Raw genomic sequence first — 21,813 nt, 5'->3', positions numbered from 1 at the left:
GAACAGCAATGACAGAGCCGGCAGGGATCAAGGACGCGTGCCTGAGCATGTTGCGCGAGACCGACCGCGACCGGTATCTGGCATGCTTATTATCACCCGAAGACAAGCGTCCCGCTCTTGCAGCGCTCTATGCTTTTAATGCCGAAATCGCCCGCATTCGCGACCTCGTACGTGAACCGCTGCCGGGTGAAGTGCGCATGCAATGGTGGAGCGACCTGTTGGAAGGCACGCCGCATGGCGAAAGCCTTGCCAACCCGGTGGCTGCCGCGCTGCTGAGCGCCATCGAGACCCACAATCTACCGCGCAAGACGCTGATCGACATGATCGAGGCGCGGATTTTCGATCTCTACGATGATGTCTTCGAGGACCGCAATGCGCTGGAAGGTTATGCCGGTGAAACCGCGTCGGCGCTGATCCAGCTTTCCAGCATCGTACTGTCTCCCGCTGATGCCATGGCAAGCGCGGAATCGGCTGGCCATGCGGGTGTGGCGCAGGCCATGGCCGGCATGCTGCTGCTGATGCCGCTGCACCGGCGGCGCGGCCAGGTCTACGTGCCGCAGGACATGCTTGCCGCCGCCGGTCTTGATCGCGAGAGTTTTCTGGAAGGCAAGGACACGGCCCGCATCGGTGCTGCCATCGAAATATTCTGCATGTCCGCACAGGGACATCTGGACAAGGCCCGCAAGGCGCAGGTGCCGAAACCCATTTTCCCGGCTTTCATTCCGGTTTCGCTGGCAGGCAAGGTCATTGCCGATGCCAGGCGGGCAGGGGCGGGCCTGTTCGATCAGGATATCCAGCCATCCATGCTGCGCCGCCAGTGGCAGCTTGCAAAAGCCTCATTCTCCAAACGCTTCTGACGGCTCAATATTCGCGCAAGGCTTGGTGGTTAAGAACCGGCACGTATGAGAGTCTTACCATCCATCAAGATGAGCCGCATGGAGCGACGTCGATGAACCCTGCAATCTGGTTACTCATTCTCGTTCCGCTGGGTTTCTTTGGCGTCTATGTCTGGCGCCTGCAGCGCGACCCTGATGATGACGACCGGCACGATACCGGACAGGCGATTCTCGATTTCGCTCGAGCTTTTCCGACGGAGGCAATCCGCAGCCTGCATATGACCGCTGACGGCAATGCCGTGTTTGTGCGTCTGCACGACAACAAGGCCGGGTTCATGCGCAACATGGGCAAGCATCATGCCTGCATGCTGATCGATCCCGAGCGCATTACGGTCGAGCATCTGGAAACCGGCGATGGTTTCGTGGTGACCTTTGTCGATAACCCGAAATACAGCGGTGCTTACCGGTTCAAATCAGCGGGGGAAGCGGCTGAAGTTTCACTGTGGTTGCTCGGCAGCTATCTGGAAGCTGCCGAACAGGAGCCGAAGGCTGAGGCCGATCAGGCCGCCGAAGATTCCGTCTCTGCAACGTCGCCGTCTACGTCCACCTGAGCAAAGACCGGGGCAGGAACGCCCAGCCATGCGGCACAATCGGTCAGCGCACGTCTGGCCATCAGCTGACGCTTCATGATGGTCTTGTCCTTGCCGCGGAAGCGCTTGACGCCTTCGGGCTTGACGATGGAACCGGGTGCCAGTTCCGGGAACAATCCGAAATTGACATTCATCGGCTGGAAGGAGCGCTTTCCCGGCTCCTCATCGGTGGACAGATGGCCGCCGGTAATGTGGTTGAGCAGTGAGCCGAGAGCGGTCGTCGCAGGTGGCAGGCTGAGCGGCTCGCCCTTGCGTTCAGCGCTGGCGAAACGGCCCGTGAGGAGGCCGATGGAAGCGCTCTCCACGTAACCTTCGCAGCCAGTGATCTGACCGGCAAACCGGACGGATGGGCGCGATTTCAGTCGCAGCGAAGGATCGAGCAGGATCGGCGAATCGATATAGGTATTGCGGTGCAGGCCGCCGAGGCGTGCGAACTCGGCATTCTCCAGACCAGGAATCATGCGGAAGATATCGGCCTGCGTGCCGTATTTCAGCTTCGTCTGGAAACCGACCATGTTGTAGAGCGTGCCAAGCGCATTATCCTGCCGTAGCTGGACAACGGCATAGGCCTTGACGGTGGGGTTGTGGGCATTGGTAAGCCCCATCGGCTTCATCGGGCCATGGCGCAGGGTTTCGCGTCCGCGTTCCGCCATGATCTCGATGGGCAGGCAGCCGTCGAAATAGGGCGTGCCTTCCCACTCCTTGAAACCGACCGTATCGCCCGCCACCAGCGCATCAATGAAGGCGTTATACTGCTGCTCGTCCATCGGGCAGTTGATGTAATCCTTGCCGTTACCGCCGGGGCCGACCTTGTCGTAGCGCGACTGGTACCAGCAGATATCCATGTTGATGCTGTCGCGGTGAACGATGGGGGCGATGGCATCGAAGAAGGCCAGTGCGTCTTCGCCGGTTTCAGCCTGAATGGCGGCTGCGAGATCCGGCGAAGTCAGCGGGCCAGTCGCGATGATGGTGTTGTCCCATTCCTTCGGCGGAAGGCCGGAAATTTCTTCGCGGACGATGGTCACCAGCGGGTGAGCCTCAAGCTGCGCCGTCACGGCAGCGGAAAAGCCATCGCGATCCACCGCCAGTGCGCCACCGGCGGGCACCTGATGCCTGTCGGCGCAGGCCATGATGAGCGAACCGGCAAGCCGCATTTCAGCATGAATGACACCCACGGCATTGGCGGTCGCATCATCCGAGCGGAAGGAATTGGAGCAGACGAGTTCGGCCAGCGAATCTCCCTTATGGGCTTCGGTGCCGCGCACGCCGCGCATTTCGTGCAAAATGACGGGGACGCCAGACTGGGCAATCTGCCAGGCTGCTTCCGAACCGGCCAGTCCGCCGCCGACGACATGAATGGGGGAATAGGTCTTGTCTTGCATCGCGCACCCGCACCGCCATGCAGCAGATCAAGTGCTTCCAGGCGGACATGTTTGTTTGATTGTGAAGCCTGCCATCCTCAGCAGGCAATTTTGCGGATGCAGTACCACGGGAGAGGGGGGAGGCCAAACTTTTTCGGTGGCTGGCTCACGGAGAAGCAACTCTAACGGTCGTCATCCTCGGGCTTGTCCCGAGGATCTGCCCACGTTGAATGTTGGGGTTCGTTAGATCCTCGGGACAAGCCCGAGGATGACGAAGGTGGGAGAGGCGGCAGCGAGGTGTTCTACTAAGCCCGCAGCACCGCATTGTCCGGATCGAACGGGCTTTCGACCACGACTTCCGCGTCGTATAGCTCACCCAAAATCCTGATCTTCAGCTTGGTACCAACCGCCGCATGATCCGGCGACAGCATTGCGAGTGCCAGCGACTTGCCGATGCGCCAGCCAAAGCCTCCCGAGGTGGCGCGGCCGACGACATTGCCTGACGCGTCATAGATGGCTTCCGAGCCGCGCGCGTCTACCGTCGTGTTGCCGGAGACAACGAGGGTGGAGAAAATCCACTTGAGGCCTTGTTCCTTGCCCGCCACCACGGCATCACGACCGATGAACTGCTTCTCAGGCTTGATAAAACGGTCGAGACCCGACGTATAGGCATTATATTCGACGGAGAGTTCGCGGCCCATGTTGCGGTAGGATTTTTCCAGCGACATGGAGACCATCGCACGAATGCCGAAAGGCTTGATGCCGAATTCGGCACCGGCTTCCATCAGCCGGTCGAAGATATAGGCCTGCATTTCGATGGGGTGGTGCAGTTCCCAGCCCAGTTCACCGACGAAGTTGACGCGCAGCGCATGCGCCGTTGCGACGCCAACGGAGATTTCCTTGGCGGTGAGCCATGGGAAATCCTTGTTGTCGAGGCTGGTGCGGGTGAGCTTTTTCAAGACTTCACGGGACTTTGGACCGGCCAGTGCCAGCACGCCGTATTTCTGCGTTATGGGCTGAAGAATGACGGAGCCATCGGTGGGGGCAAGGCGGCGCAGGACGTCATGGTCGTGGTTTTCAAGACCACCGGCAGAGACGAGGTAGAAGCGGCCCGGTGCCCATTCATAGACGGTAAATTCCGCCTTCACGCCGCCATCCTTGGTCAGAAGGTGGGTCAGCGCGATACGGCCACGTTTCTTGGGAATGGCGTTGGCGAGGATCGAGTCCAGCCATGCGCGCGCGCCGGGGCCGGAGACTTCCATCTTGGCGAAGGCCGACATATCCAGCACGCCGACATTCTGGTTGACGTTCTTCACCTCGTTGCCGACATGTTCGAAATAATTTGAACGGCGGAACGACCATTTTTCAACGATGCGACCGTCATCCAGCGCGGGCGCATGGTTGTGGTTGGTGATGACATCAGCGCCGACGCCCAGTTCTTCCGGCTTCAGCTCGTAACCTTCAGGCACGAACCAGTTGGCGCGCTCCCAGCCATAGACGGAGCCGAAGACGCCGCCGAGTTTCTTCAGGCGATCATAGATCGGCGTGGTCTTGAGCGGACGGGCGGCGGCGCGCTCTTCATCCGGGTAATGCATGGTGAAGACGTTGGCATAGGCCTCCTCGTTCTTGGCGATGAGGTAGCCTTCTGTCGCATAGGGGCCGAAGCGGCGCGGATCGACACCCATCAGGTCGAGCGTCGGCTCGCCATCGACGATCCATTCCGCAAGCTGCCAGCCAGCACCTCCGGCAGCGGTGATGCCGAAGGAGTGGCCTTCGTTTAGCCAGAAATTCTTCAGACCCGGTGCGGGTCCGACGATCGGGTTACCATCCGGCGTATAGGCGATCGCACCATTATAGACCTTCTTGATGCCCACTTCGCCAAAGGCCGGAACGCGGGCAATGGCCGCTTCGATATGCGGCATAAGGCGGTCGAGTTCTTCCTGGAATAGCTCATATTCGCTCTGGTCCGAGGGACCATCGACATAACAGACCGGTGCGCCGACCTCGTAAGGTCCGAGGATGAGGCCGCCTGCTTCTTCGCGCATGTACCAGGCGCTATCGGATTCGCGCAGGACGCCCATCTCAGGTAGGCCCTGTTTGCGACGTTCCAGAATATCCGGATGCGGTTCGGTGACGATATACTGATGCTCGACCGGAATGACGGGAATGTTGATGCCGACCATCTCGCCGGTTTTGCGGGCAAAGTTGCCGGTACAGGAGATGACATGTTCCGCGATTATCTCGCCCTTGTCCGTCGTCACCTTCCAGTGACCGTTCTCAAGCTGCTCCAGCGCGGTGACGGTCGTGTTGCGGTAGATGGTAGCCCCACGGTCGCGCGCGCCCTTGGCCAGCGCCTGTGTGAGGTCTGCGGGCTGGATATAACCATCGTCGGGGTGCTGGATGGCGCCGAGCAGGCCATCGGTCTCACAGAGCGGCCAGACTTCCTTGACCTCTTCCGGGGTCAGCATCTTGACGTTGACGCCGATGGTTTCGGCAATGCCGGAATAATACATATATTCATCCCAGCGGTCCTTGGTGCGGGCGAGACGAATGTTGGAGACCTTGGAAAAGCCGACATTCATGCCGGTTTCCTGCTGAAGTTCCTCGTAGAACTTCACCGAGTATTTGTGGATCTGGCCGACGGAATAGCTCATGTTGAAGAGTGGAAGCAGGCCAGCTGCGTGCCATGTGGAACCGGATGTCAGCTCCTTGCGCTCGATCAGAACTGCGTCGTTCCAGCCCTTTTTGGCCAAGTGATAGAGCGTCGAAACGCCGACAACGCCGCCACCGATCACCACCGCCCGCGCATGTGTCTTCATGATGCAAGTTCCCCTTGAGGCATTTCGCCCGCTTTCTGCGGGCTTTATCGAACCAGTTTGGGCGAGACTATGCAATGTCGCACCGTTGCTCAAACGCCTGATTACGACATGCAAAAGGCTCGCCGCGACGGCGAGCCTTTTGACGATTTTCAAGGCTTTTGAGTATCAGCCTCTGCGGTTGCGCGCAGAGGGTCTTGCCGTCTCGATTTCGGTATCCTTGGCGGCAGGTTCCGCAGGTTCAGGCTTTGGAATGTCCTGCTTCGGTGCGGCTGGCGTCTGGGCCGCAACCGGCTTGTCTCCATCATCCATGAGCGCGGCCAGCGCATTGGGATTGTTGTCGGCATCGACATGAATGTTCAGATTGCGCTGCTTCATGGGAATGCTGATGCCTTCCTCATGGAAACGCTTCAAAATCTCCATGCGCAGATTGTTCTTGACGGTGAGGCCATGGCTGAGATCGGCCAGATGGAACCGAAGCTCGAAGTCCAGTGCGAATTCTCCGAACCGCAGGAATTCCACATGCGGTTCCGGGTTGCGCAGAACCGGGGTCTGCTTCTTCACCAGTTCCAGCAGAATATCCATCACCCGTTGCGGGTCGGTGTCATAGGAAACGGAAACGGGAATTTCGGCACGCTGGATGCGGTTTCTATGTGTCCAGTTGCCGACGGAGGAATTGATGAATTCCGAATTCGGCACGATGATGGACTGGCCGCGGAAGGTTTCAATTTCCGTTGCGCGCACCGAGAGACGCTTGACCGTGCCTTCCACGGTACCCGTGACCACCCAGTCGCCCACCTTGAAGGGGCGCTCGACCAGCAGGATGAGGCCGGACACGAAGTTCGATACGATGTTCTGCAAGCCGAAACCGATACCGACCGACAGGGCGGAGGCGACGAGCGCAAGGCTGGAAAGATCGAGACCCGCAGACGAAATGCCGAAGATCGCCGCAACCACCACGCCGAGATAGCCTATGCCGGTGCCGACAGAGTTGCGCACGCCCGCATCCACCTGACCGCGCGCCATGACGTTTCTGTCCAGCCACTTCTGGAACCAGCGAGTGACCGCATAGCCGATAACGAAGACGAGAATGCCGGTGATGATGCTGATGAGCGAGATTGACGTCTTGCCGATAGAGAAGCCGGTTAGCAGGCGATAGGCCCAGCTTTCGATATCGCCGGGCTGGAAGCCCCAGGAAAACAGAACGAGCGGTACGCCGAAGATGAGCGCAATGCAGTAGATGCCGAGCCCGGCGGCAAGGCCCGCCTGATCCAGCGGCACGGGGCCGAGCCCGAAGCGCTTGCCAAGATAACGCCCCACTAATGTCTCTGCAAACACGCCCTGTTTGGAAATGGCGCGACCGGAGAGAATGCCGATATACATGGTGGCGATGACGGCGCCGGTGGAAACGATCTGCGTTGCCAGAAAACGCGCTAGCCCCACATAGCCGGTCAGGCAGGCACCGATGAGCAGCAGGCCACCGAAGCGCAGCAGGGCAGACAGCCAGCGCGGCATGGGGTGGTCTCTGACATCCTCATCACCTTCCTTGCTGGCCAGCGGCTTCACGAAGGACAGTGTAAAGAGAATGATGCCGATGATGATGGAGGCAACGAAGCTTTTGGCGACGGTGAGAATGAGCGGGGAATTCAGCGTTTCACTGATGGTGCTGAAGAGGTAGTCGAGACCATTGACCAGCGCCATGACGAGCATGGCAGAGGAGATGATGTGCGCGCCGCGCGTGGACACATTCAGCAGCCGCCATTCCGGCTGCGTGGGCGCGAAGATCGCGTAGGTAAGCCGCGATACGAAATAGATGAAGGCAACGATATACATTGCCACAAAGAAGATCGGCGCTATGTCCGGCCGCAGGACGCCAAAATTATCGAGCAGAAAGACCGAAGCGCCCATGAACAGAAAGACCGACATGGACTGCACCGTGGTTGACCAGAAGGCCACCGATAGACGCCGCAGATAAGATGGCTCTCCCGAGAAGGCCTTGCGCTCCATTCTGTGCCCCAGCAGGCGATAACCTCCCACCATGAACAAGAGCGCCGCCAATACGGACAGCGAAACCGCGCCGAACATGGACAGGCGCTTGTAGTTCCAGACGAAGATTGCCCAGCCGGTCAGCGAACTGCTGAGCGCCGAAATCTCGCCACCGAAGGCTTTGGCGGCATCTGCCAGAACTGGCAGCGAAATTTCCGTGCGCTTGAAAAGCGTGGCGGCAAACAAGGTGCGCCGGATGGAGGTGATGTTGTTGGAGAGGCGCGCGGCATTGGACGCGACGCTCTCGGCATCACCTAACACAGCATTGATCTGGGCCTTCTCGGCATTCAGCTTCGTGCGCTCGTCGGTCACAACGCTTGCTTCGGGCGGCTGGCCGTCCTTGGGCGGTTCACCGAGTGAGGTGATGCGGGAGTTGATTTCATCCAGACGGGCGCGCAGGTGGCCGACGGTGGCGGCAGCATTACCCGCCAGATCATCCGCCTTGCCTTTGAGATCAACGAGCTTGGTGTCGTCGTTACGCTGGTTTTCCGTCTGCTGGGTAATGTCAGCCAGAATGGCCTTGTTTTCCACCATCCGCGCCTCGGCGCGTTGTGCCACGGGCAGGGAGGTGTCTTCGGTAACAGAACCGGGCGCTTGCGCCATAACGGACGGGGCGGGGAGCATCCATAGGGCCACGAAGGCCAACAGAATCGGCAGTACCCGGCACTGCCGTATGGAGAATGTCATCGTGAACGCCCTTCTGCTCTTTCCGAATCACTGCGCCAAGGTAGTAGGCCGCTTAAAGGTTTCAAGCATGTCCTGCTCATGGCGCCCCAGCGCCACCTTGAAGAAAATATTAGAATCGCCAAATATGATTGTGCAGCAACCGAGGAGGAAATCATGGAATCTGCTGGAATTGGCTGGATCGCCGCAATCATCATTGGTGGCATAGCCGGTTGGCTCGCCGAAAAATTCATGAAGAGCAATATGGGTGTTTTCATGAACATCCTTCTTGGAATCGTCGGCGCCATCGTCGCCAACGCGATTCTGGCAGTATTCGGCATCGTTCTGACGGGATGGATCGGATATCTGATTGCAGGCTTCATAGGCGCTTGTATCCTGATTGCGATAGCGCGCGCTTTCAGGCGTTGACGAGAAATAAAATTATCGGGTGAAAAAGCCCGGTTTTTCAGGCTTTTCCAGCGTGGTTGTCATTTTTCCGACGCAAAAATCGAAGAAATTTCATTTCCACGCTGGACAAGCAGAATGATCGTCTTTATACGGCCACTCACACCGCCAGACACGGCGGCGGCGGGTGATTAGCTCAGTTGGTAGAGCAGCTGACTCTTAATCAGCGGGTCGTAGGTTCGAGCCCTACATCACCCACCATTTTATCTAACGATCTCAATTCGTTATGTGTCTCTTGAGGCGATCCCAAACAAGCTGGAATAGTTGGACTTGGTTGCTGAAATCTGCGGTGATTTCGTATCTCAAGTGCTACGTTGTTAAATGCGACGTGATTGGTGAAGCTGCCCCCATGAGGCGTCTGACTGACCATCGACCTGCTGTCGTCTTCAGTATCTCCTACAATCGCTATATCTTATTTCGCGCAAACTAAAATCTTGTTTTCGCTCTGTACTTAGAGACGCTGACCATAATCTGCGGCCCGGAACAAGCCGTTGCATTTTTTGCGGAATTGTTCATTTGATGCCTATCCAATTTGCCTTTGGGGTGGCGCATGGACGGGACACGCCTTTTCGAACTCGTGATTGCGATGTTGCTCGCGATCATCGTTCTTCATTATATTGCGCAACGTCTGGGTCTGCCGCCATCGGTGGCGCTTCTGGCTGGCGGCGCGATGCTGGCATTTGTCCCCGGTCTGCCTCCGATTTCGGTCAATCCTGAACTGATTCTGGTGATCTTTCTGCCGCCGCTTTTGCTGGATGGTGCATGGTCGATTGCGGTTGACCGGTTGAAACGGCACGTCTTCGGAATAGCGTCGCTCGCCATTGGTGCGGTTTTGTTTACGACCATTATTGTTGCGGTTGTCGTCCACCTCCTGATGCCATCCCTGCCGTGGGCGGCCTGTGCGGCGCTCGGGGCCATCGTTTCGCCTCCCGACGCGGTTTCGGCTCGTGCCGTGCTGGAGCGTGTCCATCTGCCGAGGCGACTTCAGATACTTCTGGAGGGCGAGAGCCTGCTGAATGACGCCAGTGGACTGGTGCTGTTCCGGTTTGCCGTCGCTGCTGCTGCGGGCGGTACGTTCAGCACGATAGACGCTCTCGGTGCGTTCTTCGTTCTGGCTATTGGCGGCGCTGCGGTGGGCGTTGTCGTTGCGTTCGCATGGGTGAAACTCGTCCGCCGATTGGGTGACGAGTATCTTATGATCGCGGCGACGGCGATTATGTCATGGGTTTCTTATCTCGTGGCGGAGCAGATCCATGTATCGGGTGTCATCGCCACCGTGACTGCGGGGCTGATAGCATCATGGCACCAGCACACGGTCTTGTCCGCAGCGACGCGAATGCGCGGCACGTCCTTCTGGAACGTTCTCGTCTTCTTAATGGAGGCTGCGGTCTTTATCCTCATCGGGCTATCGCTTCGTGATGTGGTGGAACGAGGGGGCGGTTTCGGTGCACTTGTCCAATCGATGGCCCTTCCGGCCGCCGTGATCCTCGTTACGCTTGTGGTGGCAAGGTTTGCCTGGATATTGGGAGCAGACCTCGTCATCAGGCTGTTCCACTCCACCGGACGAGCACGCACCGTGCCGATTGGGGCAGGTGGCGTGGCGGTGCTGGGGTGGGCCGGCATGCGAGGCGTCGTGACGCTTGCGCTCGCCTTGAGCTTACCGGGAGATTTTCCGGGCCGCGACTTCATCCTCGTCATGTCATTCGCGGTTATCGTGGGAACGGTTCTTTTACAGGGAACGACGCTTGGGCGGGTAGTCGCCTGGGCGGGCCTTGGAGACATCGAAACGGAGCGCGCACCCCTTACGATGAGTGAGGCGGAAGCTGCTATGGCAGATGTGCAGCTCAAGGCGGTGCAAAATCTTGCCTATGATGGCGATGGTCAACTCGTTCATCCACAACTGCTGAAGAGATATGAGCATCGATTGGCGGCAAGCGTAAGATACGCCGAGCGCACGGAACATTATTCACCGCTTCTTCACGCCCATTTCGACGTCGTTCTGGAAGCGGTTGCGGCGGGCAGGCGGGAGCTGATCAGGCTCCACCGCGCTGGACAGATCGACGACGAAACGCTTCGGGAACTCGAACGCGATCTTGATCTCGAAGAGCTGAGCGCGATCTCGGCGAAGGACTGAGGTGGATATTTTTGAAGTGTCCGGTCACATCTGATGGGGCTGGGGGAAAGCTTCTTTAGCGTCCTGCCGAGTCTCAAATCCTTGCCCCGATGACTATCGTCTCAATCCTGCAACACATATATTAAACATCGCAAATAAGCCGTTCCCTCCGCAAAGCTGTCTCATTCTCCATCATAATCTAGGGAATGAGAGTTGTTACCAACATATTGATCCTCGTTGCGGGTGCGGTCGGAAGCGGGCTTGCTGCTGCCTTTACGGTGACCGTAATGGCGGAGGCGGGCGCGCTTGGGTCTTGCTTCGAAGGAAGCTGTGCCTATGCCGGGCTGTTCATGGCGTTTCCCCTGACATGGTTCATCCTGTTTTCGCTGTTTCTGATGGCGATGCTGATCTGGCGGCGAAAGCCGAGACGGGATTATTAGGGCTGGACAAGGGGATTTCACACGTCCTATCATATGTCACCTACCGGATACACGCGGTTCGCGCGTGGAAAAGCCGGGAGAGTGTATTTGCACGCCCTTCATGAACTTGACACATCCACCCATATATCCGACTCTGCGACCCGCTGGGGATTCGTAGTTCTGATGCTTTTTCGTCATCATGATGGAAAGGCGTTCGAGCGTTTGAATGTGCGCGTCTCCTGACATTATGCTCAGGCGATGCGATAGAATGGAGTGCTTTATGCGCGCTTTGATCAATTCTCCGTCGCTTTCAGTCGACACCATGGATTATCAGGCCGAATGCCAGTTTGCCCTCGAGCCATCGATCAATGGGCTTCTGGAAAAGGCCGAAGGTGCGGGCTGGGATCGCCAACATGCCGTGCTGGCCATTGTGGCGCTGGCCAGCAATCAGGTTCCGGAAAGCAGCTTCACGGACGATCGTTCGCTTTCCTGAAGCGTAATACTTCGCTTTTGAAGTGTTTCAGCTTTTGTCGAATCGCGAATCGATTTTCCTTCCGATTTCGGGTGGTGTGGTGTTAGCCGCCGACGATATGGCCCCTGAAATTGGCATTAGTGCATCATATTGCAGGCAGACAATAATAAACCCGCCGATCATCTCGGCGGGTTTGTTTTTTGGGTCAATGATGCGCGCCTGAAAGTTAAGCGGCGGCCTGCTTTGGCAGGCTCTTCATGTCGATGACGAAGCGGTAGCGCACGTCGCTCTTGATCATACGCTCGTAGGCTTCGTTGATCTGGTCGATATTGATCATCTCGATATCTGCAGCAATGCCGTTTTCAGCGCAGAAATCCAGCATTTCCTGGGTTTCTGGAATGCCACCGATCATGGAGCCTGCGAATGTCTTGCGGCCCGGGATAAGGCTGAAGGCGTGAACCGACAGTGGCTTTTCCGGTGCGCCGACCTGAACCAGGGCGCCGTCGCGCTTGAGCAAAGCGAGATAGGAGTTGATGTCATGGTCTGCAGCCACCGCGTCGATGATGAGATCGAGGCTGGAAGCCGCTTTCTTCATCTGTTCCGGGTCCTTGGAGACGATGACTTCATGTGCGCCAAGCTTCTTGGCGTCTTCCGCCTTGCCGGGGGACGTGGTTATCATGACGACTGTTGCGCCCATGGCATTGGCCAGCTTGACCGCCATATGGCCGAGACCGCCGAGGCCCACGACGCCGACGCGGGTGCCGGGACCGGCATTCCAGTGGCGCAGTGGCGAATAAGTGGTGATGCCAGCGCAGAGCAGGGGTGCTGCGGCTGCCGGATCGAGGCTCTCGGGAATATTCAGCACGTAGCGGTCATCCACGACCACATGGGCGGAGTATCCACCCAACGTATGCGCATCGCCGCCCATGGCTTTGTCGGGGGCGTTGTAAGTGCCAGTCATGCCCTTTTCGCAATAATTCTCAAGACCTTCGGCGCAGCTTGGGCAATCGCGGCAGCTATCCACGATGCAGCCAACGCCGACGCGGTCGCCGGTCTTGAACTTGGTGACTTCGGCGCCGGTGCGACCAACGCGGCCGATGATTTCATGGCCGGGAACGCAAGGGAAAAGCGAGCCTGCCCATTCAGCGCGGGCAGTGTGGATATCCGAATGGCAGACGCCGCAGAATTCGATTTCAATTTCTACATCACGCGGGCCAGGATCACGCCGCTTGATGGTAGCGAGTTTCAGCGGAGAAGAGCCATCGTCGCAGGCATAGGCTGAAGTTGTGAACATGTGATGTCACCTATTTTCTGGTTTATCGGATTGAGCAAAGGGCCGGATGGTAATCCAGCTTTGCGGAGCGAAGAAACGTCGGTCGATGCAGAAGGTTGCCGTGGGCATCAGCCCGCAGGATTGGCCACTTCGTTTTCCGCTGCGCCAAACACTTCCTCGAAGGCTTCGCGCAACAGAACATCGACATCTTCCATCATAACCGGCAATCCCAGATCGACAAGGCTGGTTACGCCATATTGCGTGATACCGCAGGGCACGATGCCGGTGAAATGCGTCAGATCCGGCTCCACATTGATCGACAGGCCGTGGAAGCTGACCCATTTGCGCAGGCGAATGCCGAGCGCGGCGATCTTGTCCTCACTCATGCCGCCATCTGGCAGCAGCGGTTTTTCCGGGCGACGCACCCAGACGCCGACGCGGTCTTCGCGCCGCTCGCCACGCACATTCATCTTGTCCAGCGTGCGAATAATGACGTCTTCGAGTGCTGCCACATAGGCGCGCACATCTTGGCTGCGGCGCTTGAGATCAAGCATGACATAGACCACGCGCTGGCCGGGGCCGTGGTAGGTATATTCGCCGCCGCGACCGGTAGCAAAAACGGGAAAACGATCCGGCTCTATAAGATCGGCGGAATCGGCGCTGGTGCCAGCGGTGTAAAGCGGCGGATGCTCCAGCAACCAGACAAGCTCATCGGCTTCGCCTGCCGCAATGGCCGCAACTTCGCGTTCCATCTCGGCAATGGCATGCTCATAAGGCACAAGCCCATCGGAGATTCGCCAGCGAACCGGTGCAGAACCGGGCTCGGCAAACATATTTGTCTGGATATCGGTGCGTGTGAGCATGAAAATGTCCTTTCCACAGCCTTCTCGCAGAATGATTTCAGCGCTGCAAGTCCAGCGTTTGCGGGCTTCTTCGATATAGGGATGATGCGGGCGGTTTTTAATTTCAAAAATCTGTCATGACGCTCTTGTGCACCCAAAATCCTTTTGCTACATGCACCTCCGTCGGCGCAAGTCGGCATCTACCACGATGCGGTCGTGGCGGAATTGGTAGACGCGCAGCGTTGAGGTCGCTGTGGGGCAACCCGTGGAAGTTCGAGTCTTCTCGACCGCACCAAAGAAACCCGCTTCGGCGGGTTTTTTCTTTTTTACCAGTATTTTCCGCGCGTTTGTTAAAGTGAAAATCCAACGCAACTTCAGCTTTGGACGGATCGCTTACGCGTCATCCGTTGGATATCTGCTCATGCCAGCGCGTTTAACGCTGGCGGCTTCTGGCAGCGGCAGTGCGGCGTTTGCTGACCTGTTTCTTGGCCGGTGTTGCTTTAGGTTTGCGTGTCGTCTTGCCACCCAGTGCGGCTTCAAGAATGCTGCCGACAATGCCGCCTCCAAGCGACGTGTTGGCTTTGGTCCGACGCTTGGTGCGTCTGGTTTGCTTCACGCCGGTTTTCTTGAGGATTTCGGACATGGCGCCTTTGACGACGCCGCTTATCAGCTGATCAACAATTTTCGACAAATGCGCCTCTCATGCCTATAAAATGTCATCATTTATAATATAGGTGCGGCGCCCAACATCAAGCGATCTTTCGGGGTTGCCCGTTTCAGGATTGCTTCTCATGGCGAAGGTTTCGTCGCGACTCGTCTTTTATTTTCCCGGCTTCGATCCCCTGGATGCAGCGGCCCATCAGCGCCGCTATGAACGTAGCGCCGTGCAATCCGGCAAGACCTTCGGTGTCGATTTCACGGTGGGCGGCGTGGGGCAGACGGAGGCGGGGAGCCTCATGAACGTTGGCGCGCAGCATGATGGCCACGCGACGCAATCCGCCGTGTTCATACACGACCATAATGACTTGATCTCACGCCTGCGAGCCGGCTCCATCTGGAAACAGATTGCGCTTGGCTTCAAGGCTGGTGGCGGGATTATCCGTGAGGGTGGAGCCTTCGCCTATTTCCGCCATGCGTGGCGATTTGGGCTGTTTTTCCTGTTTCCGTTTCTGCTGATCGCACTGGGTGTAACCGCCAGTATTCTGATTGCAGCAATGCCTTTGCTGGCTGGCGTTTCGGCGCTTCTCTGTCTTCTCACCATTCCCCTCGGTTACCTCTTCTTTCTGAAGGGCGTGATGCCGTATTCGGAGCGGTTTCATACGCTGCATCTTTTTGCCGACTGGCGCTTTGCCCTGGCCGTGGGGCGTGATGAGCCCATGGCGCGCGACTGGATCGAGGACAAGGCGCGGGCCGTGCTGTTGGCGCTGGAGCAGCCTTCAGACGAGGTTCTTTTTGTTTCGCACAGCATGGGCGCAAGTCTGGCGCTGGCCGTTGCTGGCCGGGTGTTGGAGCTGAAGGCGGATGCCTTCGATGGCAGGCGCGTGGCCTTCGTGACGCTTGGCGGTGCAGCGCTTCAATGCGCGCTGCTTTCCAGCGCTTCACGCCTGCGCCAAAGCATCGGCGTGCTGGCGCGGCATGAGGATGTGAACTGGTTCGATATCCAGTGCCTGACCGATCCCATCCATCTCTACAAGTGCCATACGGCCAAGCTGACGGGGCATGGCGATGCCCGCCAGCCAAAGATCGTGCCGATCCGCTTCAAGCATTCAATGTCGGATGAGCGCTACGGCAAGAACCGCCGAAATTTCCTGCGGATGCACCGCCAATATGTGCTGGGTTCCGACCGCAAATCCGGTTTCGATTTTACGCTGCTGACGGCTGGCCCACTGCCTGCGGCATCCTTTGCTGACTTGCGTTCCGACAAGCCGCCGGAAATGTAAAAGGCCCGCGCGAGGGTTTCGCGCAGGCCTTTGATCTTGAATGCGGACGTTCGATTATTCCGGTGCGGATGTTTGCAAGGCGAGGGCGTGCAGAACGCCGCCCATATTGCCCTTCAATGCATCATAGACCATCTGATGCTGCTGTACGCGCGTCTTGCCCTTGAAGGCTTCGGCGACGACTTCTGCCGCATAGTGATCGCCGTCACCGGCGAGATCACGAATGGTTACTTTTGCTCCGGGAATTCCGGCCTTAATCATGTCCTCAATGTCGCCGGGCTTCATGGGCATGGTGTTCACTCCTCAATTCTTATTCTGCAGCGACGAGAGTCTCGCCGTCCATGAACTGAGGGAACCATGATTCATGGGCCGAACGCAATTCATTAATCTCGAGGCCACGAGCCGTGCCCAGCTTAACTGTGGAGCCGCCGGTCTTGCCGATGGCGACCAGCGAAACGCCTGCTGCTGCGGCCCGCATTGTGACGGTTTCGAGGTTCGTCTGGCTGACGGTAAGGACATAACGGCCCTGATCTTCGCCGTAGAATGTCAGGACCGGATTGTGGCCTTCGACCGCATCGACCGTCGCGCCGATGTCGGATGCAATCGCCATTTCGGCGACGGCAAGAGCGAGACCGCCGGAGGAGCAATCGTGGACGGCGCTGGTGAGACCATCGGTAATGATGGCGCGAACGAAATCGCCGGTTTTCTTTTCGTGGGCCAGATCCACATGCGGGGCAGGGCCATCGATGCGGTTATTGACATCGCGCATGTAGACGGACTGGCCAATATGGGAACCGAGACCCTCTGGTGCGCCTGCGAGAAGAATGACCTCATCGCTGGCTGCAAAGCGGATGCGGGCCATCTTGCCCCAATCCGCCATCAAGCCAACGCCGCCGATGGTTGGCGTGGGCAGGATCGCCTGACCGTTGGTCTCGTTGTAAAGCGAGACGTTGCCGGACACGATAGGGAATTCCAGCGCAAGGCAGGCTTCGCCGATGCCCTTGATGGCATGAACAAGCTGGCTCATGATTTCAGGCTTTTCCGGGTTGCCGAAGTTGAGGTTATCGGTCGCCGCCAGCGGCAATGCGCCTGTGGCCGTGATGTTGCGCCAGCATTCGGCAACAGCCTGCTTGCCGCCTTCGAAGGCGTCTGCTTCTACGTAACGGGGGGTGACGTCGGATGAGAAGGCGAGTGCCTTGGTGGCATGGCCTTCGACGCGTACCACGCCTGCATCACCGCCCGGCAACTGCAAGGAATTGCCCTGAATGAGGGTGTCGTACTGCTCGTAAACCCAGCGGCGCGATGAGTTGTTGGCGGAGCCGACGAGCTTCAAAAGTGCATCGGCAATGTCGGCGTCCGGCACGTCGTTTTCCGCCAGCGGTGCAGGCACCTTGGCCGGCGTCCATGGGCGGTCGTATTCCGGGGCTTCGTCACCCAGTTCCTTGATCGGCAGGTTGGCGACTTCTTCGCCATTGTGCAGAACGCGGAAGCGCAGATCGTCTGTCGTCTTGCCGACGATGGCGAAATCCAGACCCCACTTGACGAAGATCGCCTTGGCGACCCCTTCCTTGGAAGGTTCCAGAACCATAAGCATGCGCTCCTGGCTTTCCGACAGCATCATTTCGTAAGCGGTCATGCGCTCTTCACGAACCGGAACCTGATCGAGGTTCAGTTCGATACCGAGGTCGCCCTTGGCGCCCATTTCGACAGCAGAGCAGGTGAGGCCAGCGGCACCCATATCCTGAATGGCAATAACGGCACCCGTCTTCATCAGTTCAAGGCAGGCTTCCAGCAGGCACTTTTCGGTGAAGGGGTCGCCGACCTGAACGGTGGGGCGCTTTTCCTCGATGGATTCGTCGAATTCGGCAGATGCCATGGTTGCACCACCAACGCCGTCACGGCCTGTCTTTGCGCCGAGGTAGACGACCGGCAGGCCGACGCCCTTGGCTTCCGACAGGAAGATGGCGTCGGACTTTGCCAGACCTGCTGCGAATGCGTTGACGAGAATGTTGCCGTTATAACGCGCGTCGAACTCGACTTCGCCGCCAACTGTCGGCACGCCGAAGGAGTTGCCGTAACCGCCGACACCGGCCACGACGCCTGCCACGAGGTGGCGGGTCTTCGGGTGGTCGGGTGCGCCGAAGCGCAGGGCGTTCATGGCTGCGATAGGGCGTGCACCCATGGTGAAGACGTCACGCAAAATGCCGCCGACGCCGGTCGCCGCACCCTGATAGGGCTCGATGTAGGAGGGGTGGTTGTGGCTTTCCATTTTGAAGACGACGACATCGCCATCATCAATATCCACCACGCCTGCGTTTTCACCGGGCCCCTGAATGACGCGCGGGCCTGTGGTCGGCAGCGTCTTCAGCCACTTCTTGGACGACTTGTAAGAGCAGTGCTCGTTCCACATCGCGGAGAAAATACCAAGCTCGGTAAAGCTCGGCTCTCGCCCGATCAGGTCAAGGATACGCTGGTATTCATCGGGCTTGAGCCCGTGGGATGCAACGAGTTCCGGGGTGATCTGGATATGATTTGGAAGTGTCATAGGTCTCACGGGGTTCGAGCCGGTACGGGAGTTTCCGGTTCTTTACCCTAAGAGATCACTTCGTGCGACAGGAAAATGCCTGTCGCGGCCTGCAAATTCACGGCTTTTCGTAGCTTCGCTGCCTCTTGCCGGTCCTTACGCCACGCCTTCATAGCCTGCAGAACCATTGTCCAGCAATTGCCGCAGTATGCCGAAGCCCTCCGTCAGTTCTGCGCGGGTTTTGGGCGCGGAAAAACTGATGCGGACACGGTGATAGGCTTTCTCCGAACGACCGGCTTTGAATTCATCCTCATCATCGATGAGAATGCCTTCCTTCATGGCGGCGCTGCGGAACGTGCCTGAGAGCCATGGTTCCGGCAGTTTCAGCCACAGGAAAGGAATGTCCGGCATCGAATTGAATTCGAAATTGGAGAAAGCCTTGCGGGCAATCTGTTCGCGGGCATTGATCTCTTCCGTGACGTCTTTGCGGATCTCGTGCGCATCGCCGCTATTGACCATGCGCGCGCTGAGTTCGGCCAGCAGGAAGGGCAGGCCGCCAGTCATCATGGCGTGGGAAATGCGGATGCGGGAAGCGAAATTCGAAGGGCAGGCGACCCAGCCGCCCCGCACACCAGCCGAAACGGATTTCGACAGGCCTCCAACGACGAAGGTTTGGTCGGGTGCGAACTGCGCAATCATCGCAGGCGCGTTTTGGATCATCGCGCCATAGAGATTATCCTCGATGATCCAGACATTGTACCTGCGGGCAATATCGGCAATCGCGCGTCGGCGTTCCTCCGGCAGCGTGGCGCAAGTGGGGTTTTGGCCTGACGGCATCAGGAACACCATCTTCGGATGCTGTTGTGCACAGACGCGCTCGAAATCCTCGGGGATGATTCCCCGCTCGTCACTCTCCACCAGCGCAGCGCGACGTCCGGCCAGAATGGCAGCTCTAGCAATCTGCGAGTAGGTGACGGGTTCGAAAACGATGCGATCTCCCGGGGAGGTCATGGCGGTGATGACACCCATGATCCCGGCATGTGCACCCAGCGTTGGCACGATATTGTCCACAGCTGGTGACCAGTCGCCCTGCGACAGCCAGCGAACTCCGGCCTGCGACCATTCCTGCGGGAGCGAGCGCGCGTAATCTGTAACCTGAAGCGAACATTCCCTGACGATGCTGGAGATGTGTCCGTCGATCAGCTTGTTCTGGCCGATGTCTGTTGCTGCCGTCGTGTTGAGGCGGAAGCGGTTGGGCGTATCGGAGGGGACACGCGTTCCACCGATATGTGCAACGGCCTGTTCTATCTTCGCTGCCGGGCTGGGTGTCTGGCTGGCATTGACATAGGTGCCACGCCCCACTTCACCGCTGACAAGACCACGTTCATGAATAAGGGAATAGGCGCGGCTGATGGTGCCGATTGTCACCCCCAGATCGAAAGCAAGATTTCGCTGCGGCGGTAACTTTGTGCCGGGCGACAGGGTGCCTTCGGAAATAGCGTTTTCAATATGGTCGGCAAGCCGCACATAAATCGGGCCGGTGCCTTGCGATAAGTCTGGGAGCCAATTTGTCATGGTGACAATTTATGCATTGTACTCGTCCATAAGTCAATTGTATTGATTGTATCAATTGAACTGTTTCTGAATTTCTCAAAGGGGTACAATATGCGTAAATTGGATCAATATCTCTCGACAATCGATACAATGTATCCTGACGGTTACACGCGGGAACGTGTTTTCCGCGATGACGGCGAGATGGTTAGCCCTGTGCCGTTTCAGGCGCAGCCGCGCAATCTAGTGGAGCGGCTGCTCGGTGCATTCGGTCAGTGGCAGCGCAAGCGTGCCAGCCGTCTGGCACTGCGGGATTTGTCAGCAGAAGAATTGGAAGACATTGGAATTACGCGGCAGGATGCGATGCGTGAGTTTTCCAAGGCGCGGCTGTTTTCACTGCCGCGCTCGTTCTGAGGTGGATCAGCAGCCCTTGCCGCCATTGACCCAGCGCTTCACATCCGTAGTGATGCGCGCCGCATGCGGTTCGTTCATGGCGGGGCCGAAAGCATCCACCTTGGCCGGGTTGCCTTCCGCCTGCACGACGAGCATGGGGCGTGATTCCGGGCTGTTGCGCGGCACCAGCAGAATGCGGGGGCGACCAGAGAAGGAATTCAGTTCCGGGGCAAGGCGATAGGCCTTGAAAGCCGGGTCGCCCGATTTGAACCAGCAGGCATTGGCACCCAGCGCTACGCGTTCCATAACCGGCAAAGCGGCCTGCGATGAAGAGGATGACGCCGCCGGTTTTTTCTCGGACTGGCAAGCCGTCAGAGACAGCGCGACGAGGCCAAGGCCTGCAATGTTCAGTGCTTTACGAAGGGGCAGGCGGTTCATCGCTTCAATCCACGAATAGGGGCCATGAAAGGGAAATACAACAAAGCCGGTGTAACTCGGCTTTGTTAATATTTACGCTGCGATGACGCCGAGAGCGGAGGCAAATATGCCGCGGCCATCATTGCCGCCGTGCGCGGCTTCGATGAGATTTTCCGGGTGTGGCATCATGCCGAGAACATTGCCCTTGGCGTTGATGACGCCAGCGATGTCGTTGAGCGAACCGTTTGGATTGGTGCCTTCGGCATAACGGAAAACCACCTGACCCTTGTCTTCAAGAGCTTTCAGTGCTTCGGGCTCCACGAAATAGTTGCCATCGTGGTGCGCAACGGGAGAACGGATGATCTGGCCCTTGTCGTAAGCGCGGGTGAATTCCGTGTCGTTGTTGACGACTTCGAGCTTCACTTCGCGGCAAACGAATTTCAGCGATGCGTTGCGCATTAGAGCGCCCGGCAGCATACCTGCCTCAACCAGAATCTGGAAGCCGTTGCAGACGCCGAGAACCTTGACGCCCTGTTCTGCCTTCTCGCGGATGGCCTGCATGACCGGCATGCGCGCGGCAATGGCGCCGCAACGCAGATAATCGCCATAGGAGAAGCCGCCGGGAATGACGATCAGGTCGACATCCGGGATTTCGGTTTCGGTCTGCCAGATGGTGACCGGTGCCTTGCCGGAAATCCGTGTCAAAGCCGCGATCATATCACGGTCGCGGTTAAGGCCAGGAAGCTGGACGACTGCGGATTTCATAGGGCGGCTCCTGAACGTCAGAGAATAGCGATAGAGTAGTTTTCGATCACCGTGTTGGCGAGGAGCTTTTCGCACATCGCCTTCAGGTCGGCTTCGGCTTTCGCCTTGTCGCTGGCGTTCAGTTCCAGATCGAAGACCTTGCCCTGACGGACCTGGCCGACGCCATCGAAACCGAGGCTGCCGAGCGCGCCTTCGATTGCCTTACCCTGCGGATCGAGAACGCCGTTCTTCAGCGTAACAGTCACCCGTGCCTTGATCACCTGATGCTCT

Annotated in this window: 20 protein-coding genes and 2 tRNA genes; 10 read left to right on the top strand and 12 right to left on the bottom strand. The window is 58.1% G+C overall.

What is annotated here, in order from left to right; translation table 11 throughout:
* Window positions 1-8: 8 nt before the first annotated feature.
* Window positions 9-857 (top strand): phytoene/squalene synthase family protein, encoded by an 849-nt coding sequence (locus tag AC27VJ_RS10685; RefSeq protein ID WP_488683989.1) that lies wholly within the window; start codon window positions 9-11, stop codon window positions 855-857.
* A 92-nt stretch (window positions 858-949) separates the two neighbouring features.
* On the top strand, window positions 950-1,447 hold the full coding sequence (locus AC27VJ_RS10680; protein ID WP_488683988.1) for a hypothetical protein: 498 nt from the start codon (window positions 950-952) through the stop codon (window positions 1,445-1,447).
* Here the strand turns inward: AC27VJ_RS10680 and trmFO are convergent.
* The 3 genes from trmFO to AC27VJ_RS10665 form a co-directional block, all read right to left on the bottom strand.
* The gene (gene trmFO, locus AC27VJ_RS10675) at window positions 1,396-2,868 is read right to left on the bottom strand and encodes a methylenetetrahydrofolate--tRNA-(uracil(54)-C(5))-methyltransferase (FADH(2)-oxidizing) TrmFO (RefSeq protein WP_488683987.1); all 1,473 of its coding nucleotides are present in this window, start codon (window positions 2,866-2,868) and stop codon (window positions 1,396-1,398) included. The genes AC27VJ_RS10680 and trmFO overlap by 52 nt on opposite strands.
* Window positions 2,869-3,152: 284 nt before the next feature.
* Complete coding sequence (locus AC27VJ_RS10670) at window positions 3,153-5,666, bottom strand: GcvT family protein (RefSeq protein WP_488683986.1); 2,514 nt, start codon at window positions 5,664-5,666, stop codon at window positions 3,153-3,155.
* 165 nt (window positions 5,667-5,831) lie between these two features.
* Window positions 5,832-8,396 carry a mechanosensitive ion channel domain-containing protein gene (locus AC27VJ_RS10665; protein ID WP_488683985.1) on the bottom strand — a complete coding sequence of 855 codons (2,565 nt, stop codon included), beginning with the start codon at window positions 8,394-8,396 and terminating at the stop codon, window positions 5,832-5,834.
* Window positions 8,397-8,549: 153 nt separating this feature from the next.
* Here AC27VJ_RS10665 and AC27VJ_RS10660 point away from each other — a divergent pair, with 153 nt between their 5' ends.
* The 5 genes from AC27VJ_RS10660 (at window position 8,550) to AC27VJ_RS10640 (ending at window position 11,862) form a co-directional block, all read left to right on the top strand.
* Entirely contained in the window at window positions 8,550-8,801 is a 252-nt protein-coding gene (locus AC27VJ_RS10660) for a GlsB/YeaQ/YmgE family stress response membrane protein (protein ID WP_113085935.1), read from the top strand.
* A 161-nt stretch (window positions 8,802-8,962) separates the two neighbouring features.
* Window positions 8,963-9,038 (top strand) — tRNA-Lys (locus AC27VJ_RS10655).
* A 349-nt stretch (window positions 9,039-9,387) separates the two neighbouring features.
* Entirely contained in the window at window positions 9,388-10,971 is a 1,584-nt protein-coding gene (locus tag AC27VJ_RS10650) for a Na+/H+ antiporter (RefSeq protein ID WP_488683984.1), read from the top strand.
* 185 nt (window positions 10,972-11,156) lie between these two features.
* The gene (locus AC27VJ_RS10645) at window positions 11,157-11,390 is read left to right on the top strand and encodes a hypothetical protein (RefSeq protein ID WP_353575909.1); all 234 of its coding nucleotides are present in this window, start codon (window positions 11,157-11,159) and stop codon (window positions 11,388-11,390) included.
* A gap of 259 nt (window positions 11,391-11,649) precedes the next feature.
* Window positions 11,650-11,862, top strand: coding sequence for a hypothetical protein (locus tag AC27VJ_RS10640; protein ID WP_353575908.1), 213 nt, complete (start codon window positions 11,650-11,652; stop codon window positions 11,860-11,862).
* Window positions 11,863-12,067: 205 nt separating this feature from the next.
* On the opposite strand, the gene AC27VJ_RS10635 is transcribed toward AC27VJ_RS10640, so the two are convergent.
* Complete coding sequence (locus AC27VJ_RS10635) at window positions 12,068-13,135, bottom strand: NAD(P)-dependent alcohol dehydrogenase (protein WP_488683983.1); 1,068 nt, start codon at window positions 13,133-13,135, stop codon at window positions 12,068-12,070.
* 107 nt (window positions 13,136-13,242) lie between these two features.
* Window positions 13,243-13,977: a lipoyl(octanoyl) transferase LipB gene (gene lipB, locus AC27VJ_RS10630; RefSeq protein WP_488683982.1), complete on the bottom strand. Its 735-nt coding sequence runs from the start codon at window positions 13,975-13,977 to the stop codon at window positions 13,243-13,245.
* Window positions 13,978-14,166: 189 nt separating this feature from the next.
* Here lipB and AC27VJ_RS10625 point away from each other — a divergent pair.
* Window positions 14,167-14,251: transfer RNA gene (locus tag AC27VJ_RS10625), tRNA-Leu, on the top strand.
* Window positions 14,252-14,389: 138 nt separating this feature from the next.
* Here AC27VJ_RS10625 and AC27VJ_RS10620 read toward each other — a convergent pair.
* A complete protein-coding gene (locus AC27VJ_RS10620; RefSeq protein ID WP_488683981.1) occupies window positions 14,390-14,647 on the bottom strand; it encodes a hypothetical protein in 258 nt (85 codons plus the stop codon).
* 100 nt (window positions 14,648-14,747) lie between these two features.
* Here AC27VJ_RS10620 and AC27VJ_RS10615 point away from each other — a divergent pair, with 100 nt between their 5' ends.
* Entirely contained in the window at window positions 14,748-15,896 is a 1,149-nt protein-coding gene (locus AC27VJ_RS10615; RefSeq protein ID WP_488683980.1) for a hypothetical protein, read from the top strand.
* Window positions 15,897-15,950: 54 nt separating this feature from the next.
* Here AC27VJ_RS10615 and AC27VJ_RS10610 read toward each other — a convergent pair whose 3' ends face one another.
* The 3 genes from AC27VJ_RS10610 to AC27VJ_RS10600 form a co-directional block, all read right to left on the bottom strand.
* A complete protein-coding gene (locus AC27VJ_RS10610) occupies window positions 15,951-16,184 on the bottom strand; it encodes a BolA/IbaG family iron-sulfur metabolism protein (protein ID WP_003507909.1) in 234 nt (77 codons plus the stop codon).
* 19 nt (window positions 16,185-16,203) lie between these two features.
* The gene (gene purL / locus AC27VJ_RS10605) at window positions 16,204-18,438 is read right to left on the bottom strand and encodes a phosphoribosylformylglycinamidine synthase subunit PurL (RefSeq protein ID WP_488683979.1); all 2,235 of its coding nucleotides are present in this window, start codon (window positions 18,436-18,438) and stop codon (window positions 16,204-16,206) included.
* A 135-nt stretch (window positions 18,439-18,573) separates the two neighbouring features.
* Window positions 18,574-19,992, bottom strand: coding sequence for an aminotransferase-like domain-containing protein (locus tag AC27VJ_RS10600; protein ID WP_488683978.1), 1,419 nt, complete (start codon window positions 19,990-19,992; stop codon window positions 18,574-18,576).
* Window positions 19,993-20,082: 90 nt separating this feature from the next.
* Here AC27VJ_RS10600 and AC27VJ_RS10595 point away from each other — a divergent pair, with 90 nt between their 5' ends.
* Window positions 20,083-20,382 carry a DUF1127 domain-containing protein gene (locus AC27VJ_RS10595; protein WP_488683977.1) on the top strand — a complete coding sequence of 100 codons (300 nt, stop codon included), beginning with the start codon at window positions 20,083-20,085 and terminating at the stop codon, window positions 20,380-20,382.
* Window positions 20,383-20,388: 6 nt separating this feature from the next.
* Here the strand turns inward: AC27VJ_RS10595 and AC27VJ_RS10590 are convergent, their stop codons facing one another.
* From AC27VJ_RS10590 to purS, 3 genes are all read right to left on the bottom strand, one after another.
* Window positions 20,389-20,799 carry a hypothetical protein gene (locus AC27VJ_RS10590; RefSeq protein WP_488683976.1) on the bottom strand — a complete coding sequence of 137 codons (411 nt, stop codon included), beginning with the start codon at window positions 20,797-20,799 and terminating at the stop codon, window positions 20,389-20,391.
* 72 nt (window positions 20,800-20,871) lie between these two features.
* Window positions 20,872-21,543: a phosphoribosylformylglycinamidine synthase subunit PurQ gene (gene purQ / locus AC27VJ_RS10585; protein ID WP_488683975.1), complete on the bottom strand. Its 672-nt coding sequence runs from the start codon at window positions 21,541-21,543 to the stop codon at window positions 20,872-20,874.
* Between the two features lie 17 nt (window positions 21,544-21,560).
* Window positions 21,561-21,803: a phosphoribosylformylglycinamidine synthase subunit PurS gene (gene purS / locus AC27VJ_RS10580; protein ID WP_027673420.1), complete on the bottom strand. Its 243-nt coding sequence runs from the start codon at window positions 21,801-21,803 to the stop codon at window positions 21,561-21,563.
* Window positions 21,804-21,813: the final 10 nt, after the last annotated feature.

It is taken from the genome of Agrobacterium sp. 20P9.1.2, from assembly GCF_057799395.1.
The sequence above is the reverse complement of the archived record's forward strand: the minus strand, read 5'-3'. Positions and strand labels throughout refer to the sequence as shown.

Bases quoted from the DNA above. Each gene is read 5' to 3' on its own strand.
- purQ (WP_488683975.1), bottom strand. From the start codon at position 21,543: ATGAAATCCGCAGTCGTCCAGCTTCCTGGCCTTAACCGCGACCGTGAT.
- AC27VJ_RS10600 (WP_488683978.1), bottom strand. From the start codon at position 19,992: ATGACAAATTGGCTCCCAGACTTATCGCAAGGCACCGGCCCGATTTAT.
- AC27VJ_RS10595 (WP_488683977.1), top strand. From the start codon at position 20,083: ATGCGTAAATTGGATCAATATCTCTCGACAATCGATACAATGTATCCT.
- AC27VJ_RS10650 (WP_488683984.1), top strand. From the start codon at position 9,388: ATGGACGGGACACGCCTTTTCGAACTCGTGATTGCGATGTTGCTCGCG.
- lipB (WP_488683982.1), bottom strand. From the start codon at position 13,977: ATGCTCACACGCACCGATATCCAGACAAATATGTTTGCCGAGCCCGGT.
- purL (WP_488683979.1), bottom strand. From the start codon at position 18,438: ATGACACTTCCAAATCATATCCAGATCACCCCGGAACTCGTTGCATCC.
- AC27VJ_RS10640 (WP_353575908.1), top strand. From the start codon at position 11,650: ATGCGCGCTTTGATCAATTCTCCGTCGCTTTCAGTCGACACCATGGAT.
- AC27VJ_RS10685 (WP_488683989.1), top strand. From the start codon at position 9: ATGACAGAGCCGGCAGGGATCAAGGACGCGTGCCTGAGCATGTTGCGC.
- AC27VJ_RS10635 (WP_488683983.1), bottom strand. From the start codon at position 13,135: ATGTTCACAACTTCAGCCTATGCCTGCGACGATGGCTCTTCTCCGCTG.
- AC27VJ_RS10645 (WP_353575909.1), top strand. From the start codon at position 11,157: ATGAGAGTTGTTACCAACATATTGATCCTCGTTGCGGGTGCGGTCGGA.
- AC27VJ_RS10610 (WP_003507909.1), bottom strand. From the start codon at position 16,184: ATGCCCATGAAGCCCGGCGACATTGAGGACATGATTAAGGCCGGAATT.
- AC27VJ_RS10660 (WP_113085935.1), top strand. From the start codon at position 8,550: ATGGAATCTGCTGGAATTGGCTGGATCGCCGCAATCATCATTGGTGGC.
- AC27VJ_RS10680 (WP_488683988.1), top strand. From the start codon at position 950: ATGAACCCTGCAATCTGGTTACTCATTCTCGTTCCGCTGGGTTTCTTT.
- AC27VJ_RS10670 (WP_488683986.1), bottom strand. From the start codon at position 5,666: ATGAAGACACATGCGCGGGCGGTGGTGATCGGTGGCGGCGTTGTCGGC.
- AC27VJ_RS10665 (WP_488683985.1), bottom strand. From the start codon at position 8,396: ATGACATTCTCCATACGGCAGTGCCGGGTACTGCCGATTCTGTTGGCC.
- trmFO (WP_488683987.1), bottom strand. From the start codon at position 2,868: ATGCAAGACAAGACCTATTCCCCCATTCATGTCGTCGGCGGCGGACTG.
- AC27VJ_RS10615 (WP_488683980.1), top strand. From the start codon at position 14,748: ATGGCGAAGGTTTCGTCGCGACTCGTCTTTTATTTTCCCGGCTTCGAT.
- AC27VJ_RS10590 (WP_488683976.1), bottom strand. From the start codon at position 20,799: ATGAACCGCCTGCCCCTTCGTAAAGCACTGAACATTGCAGGCCTTGGC.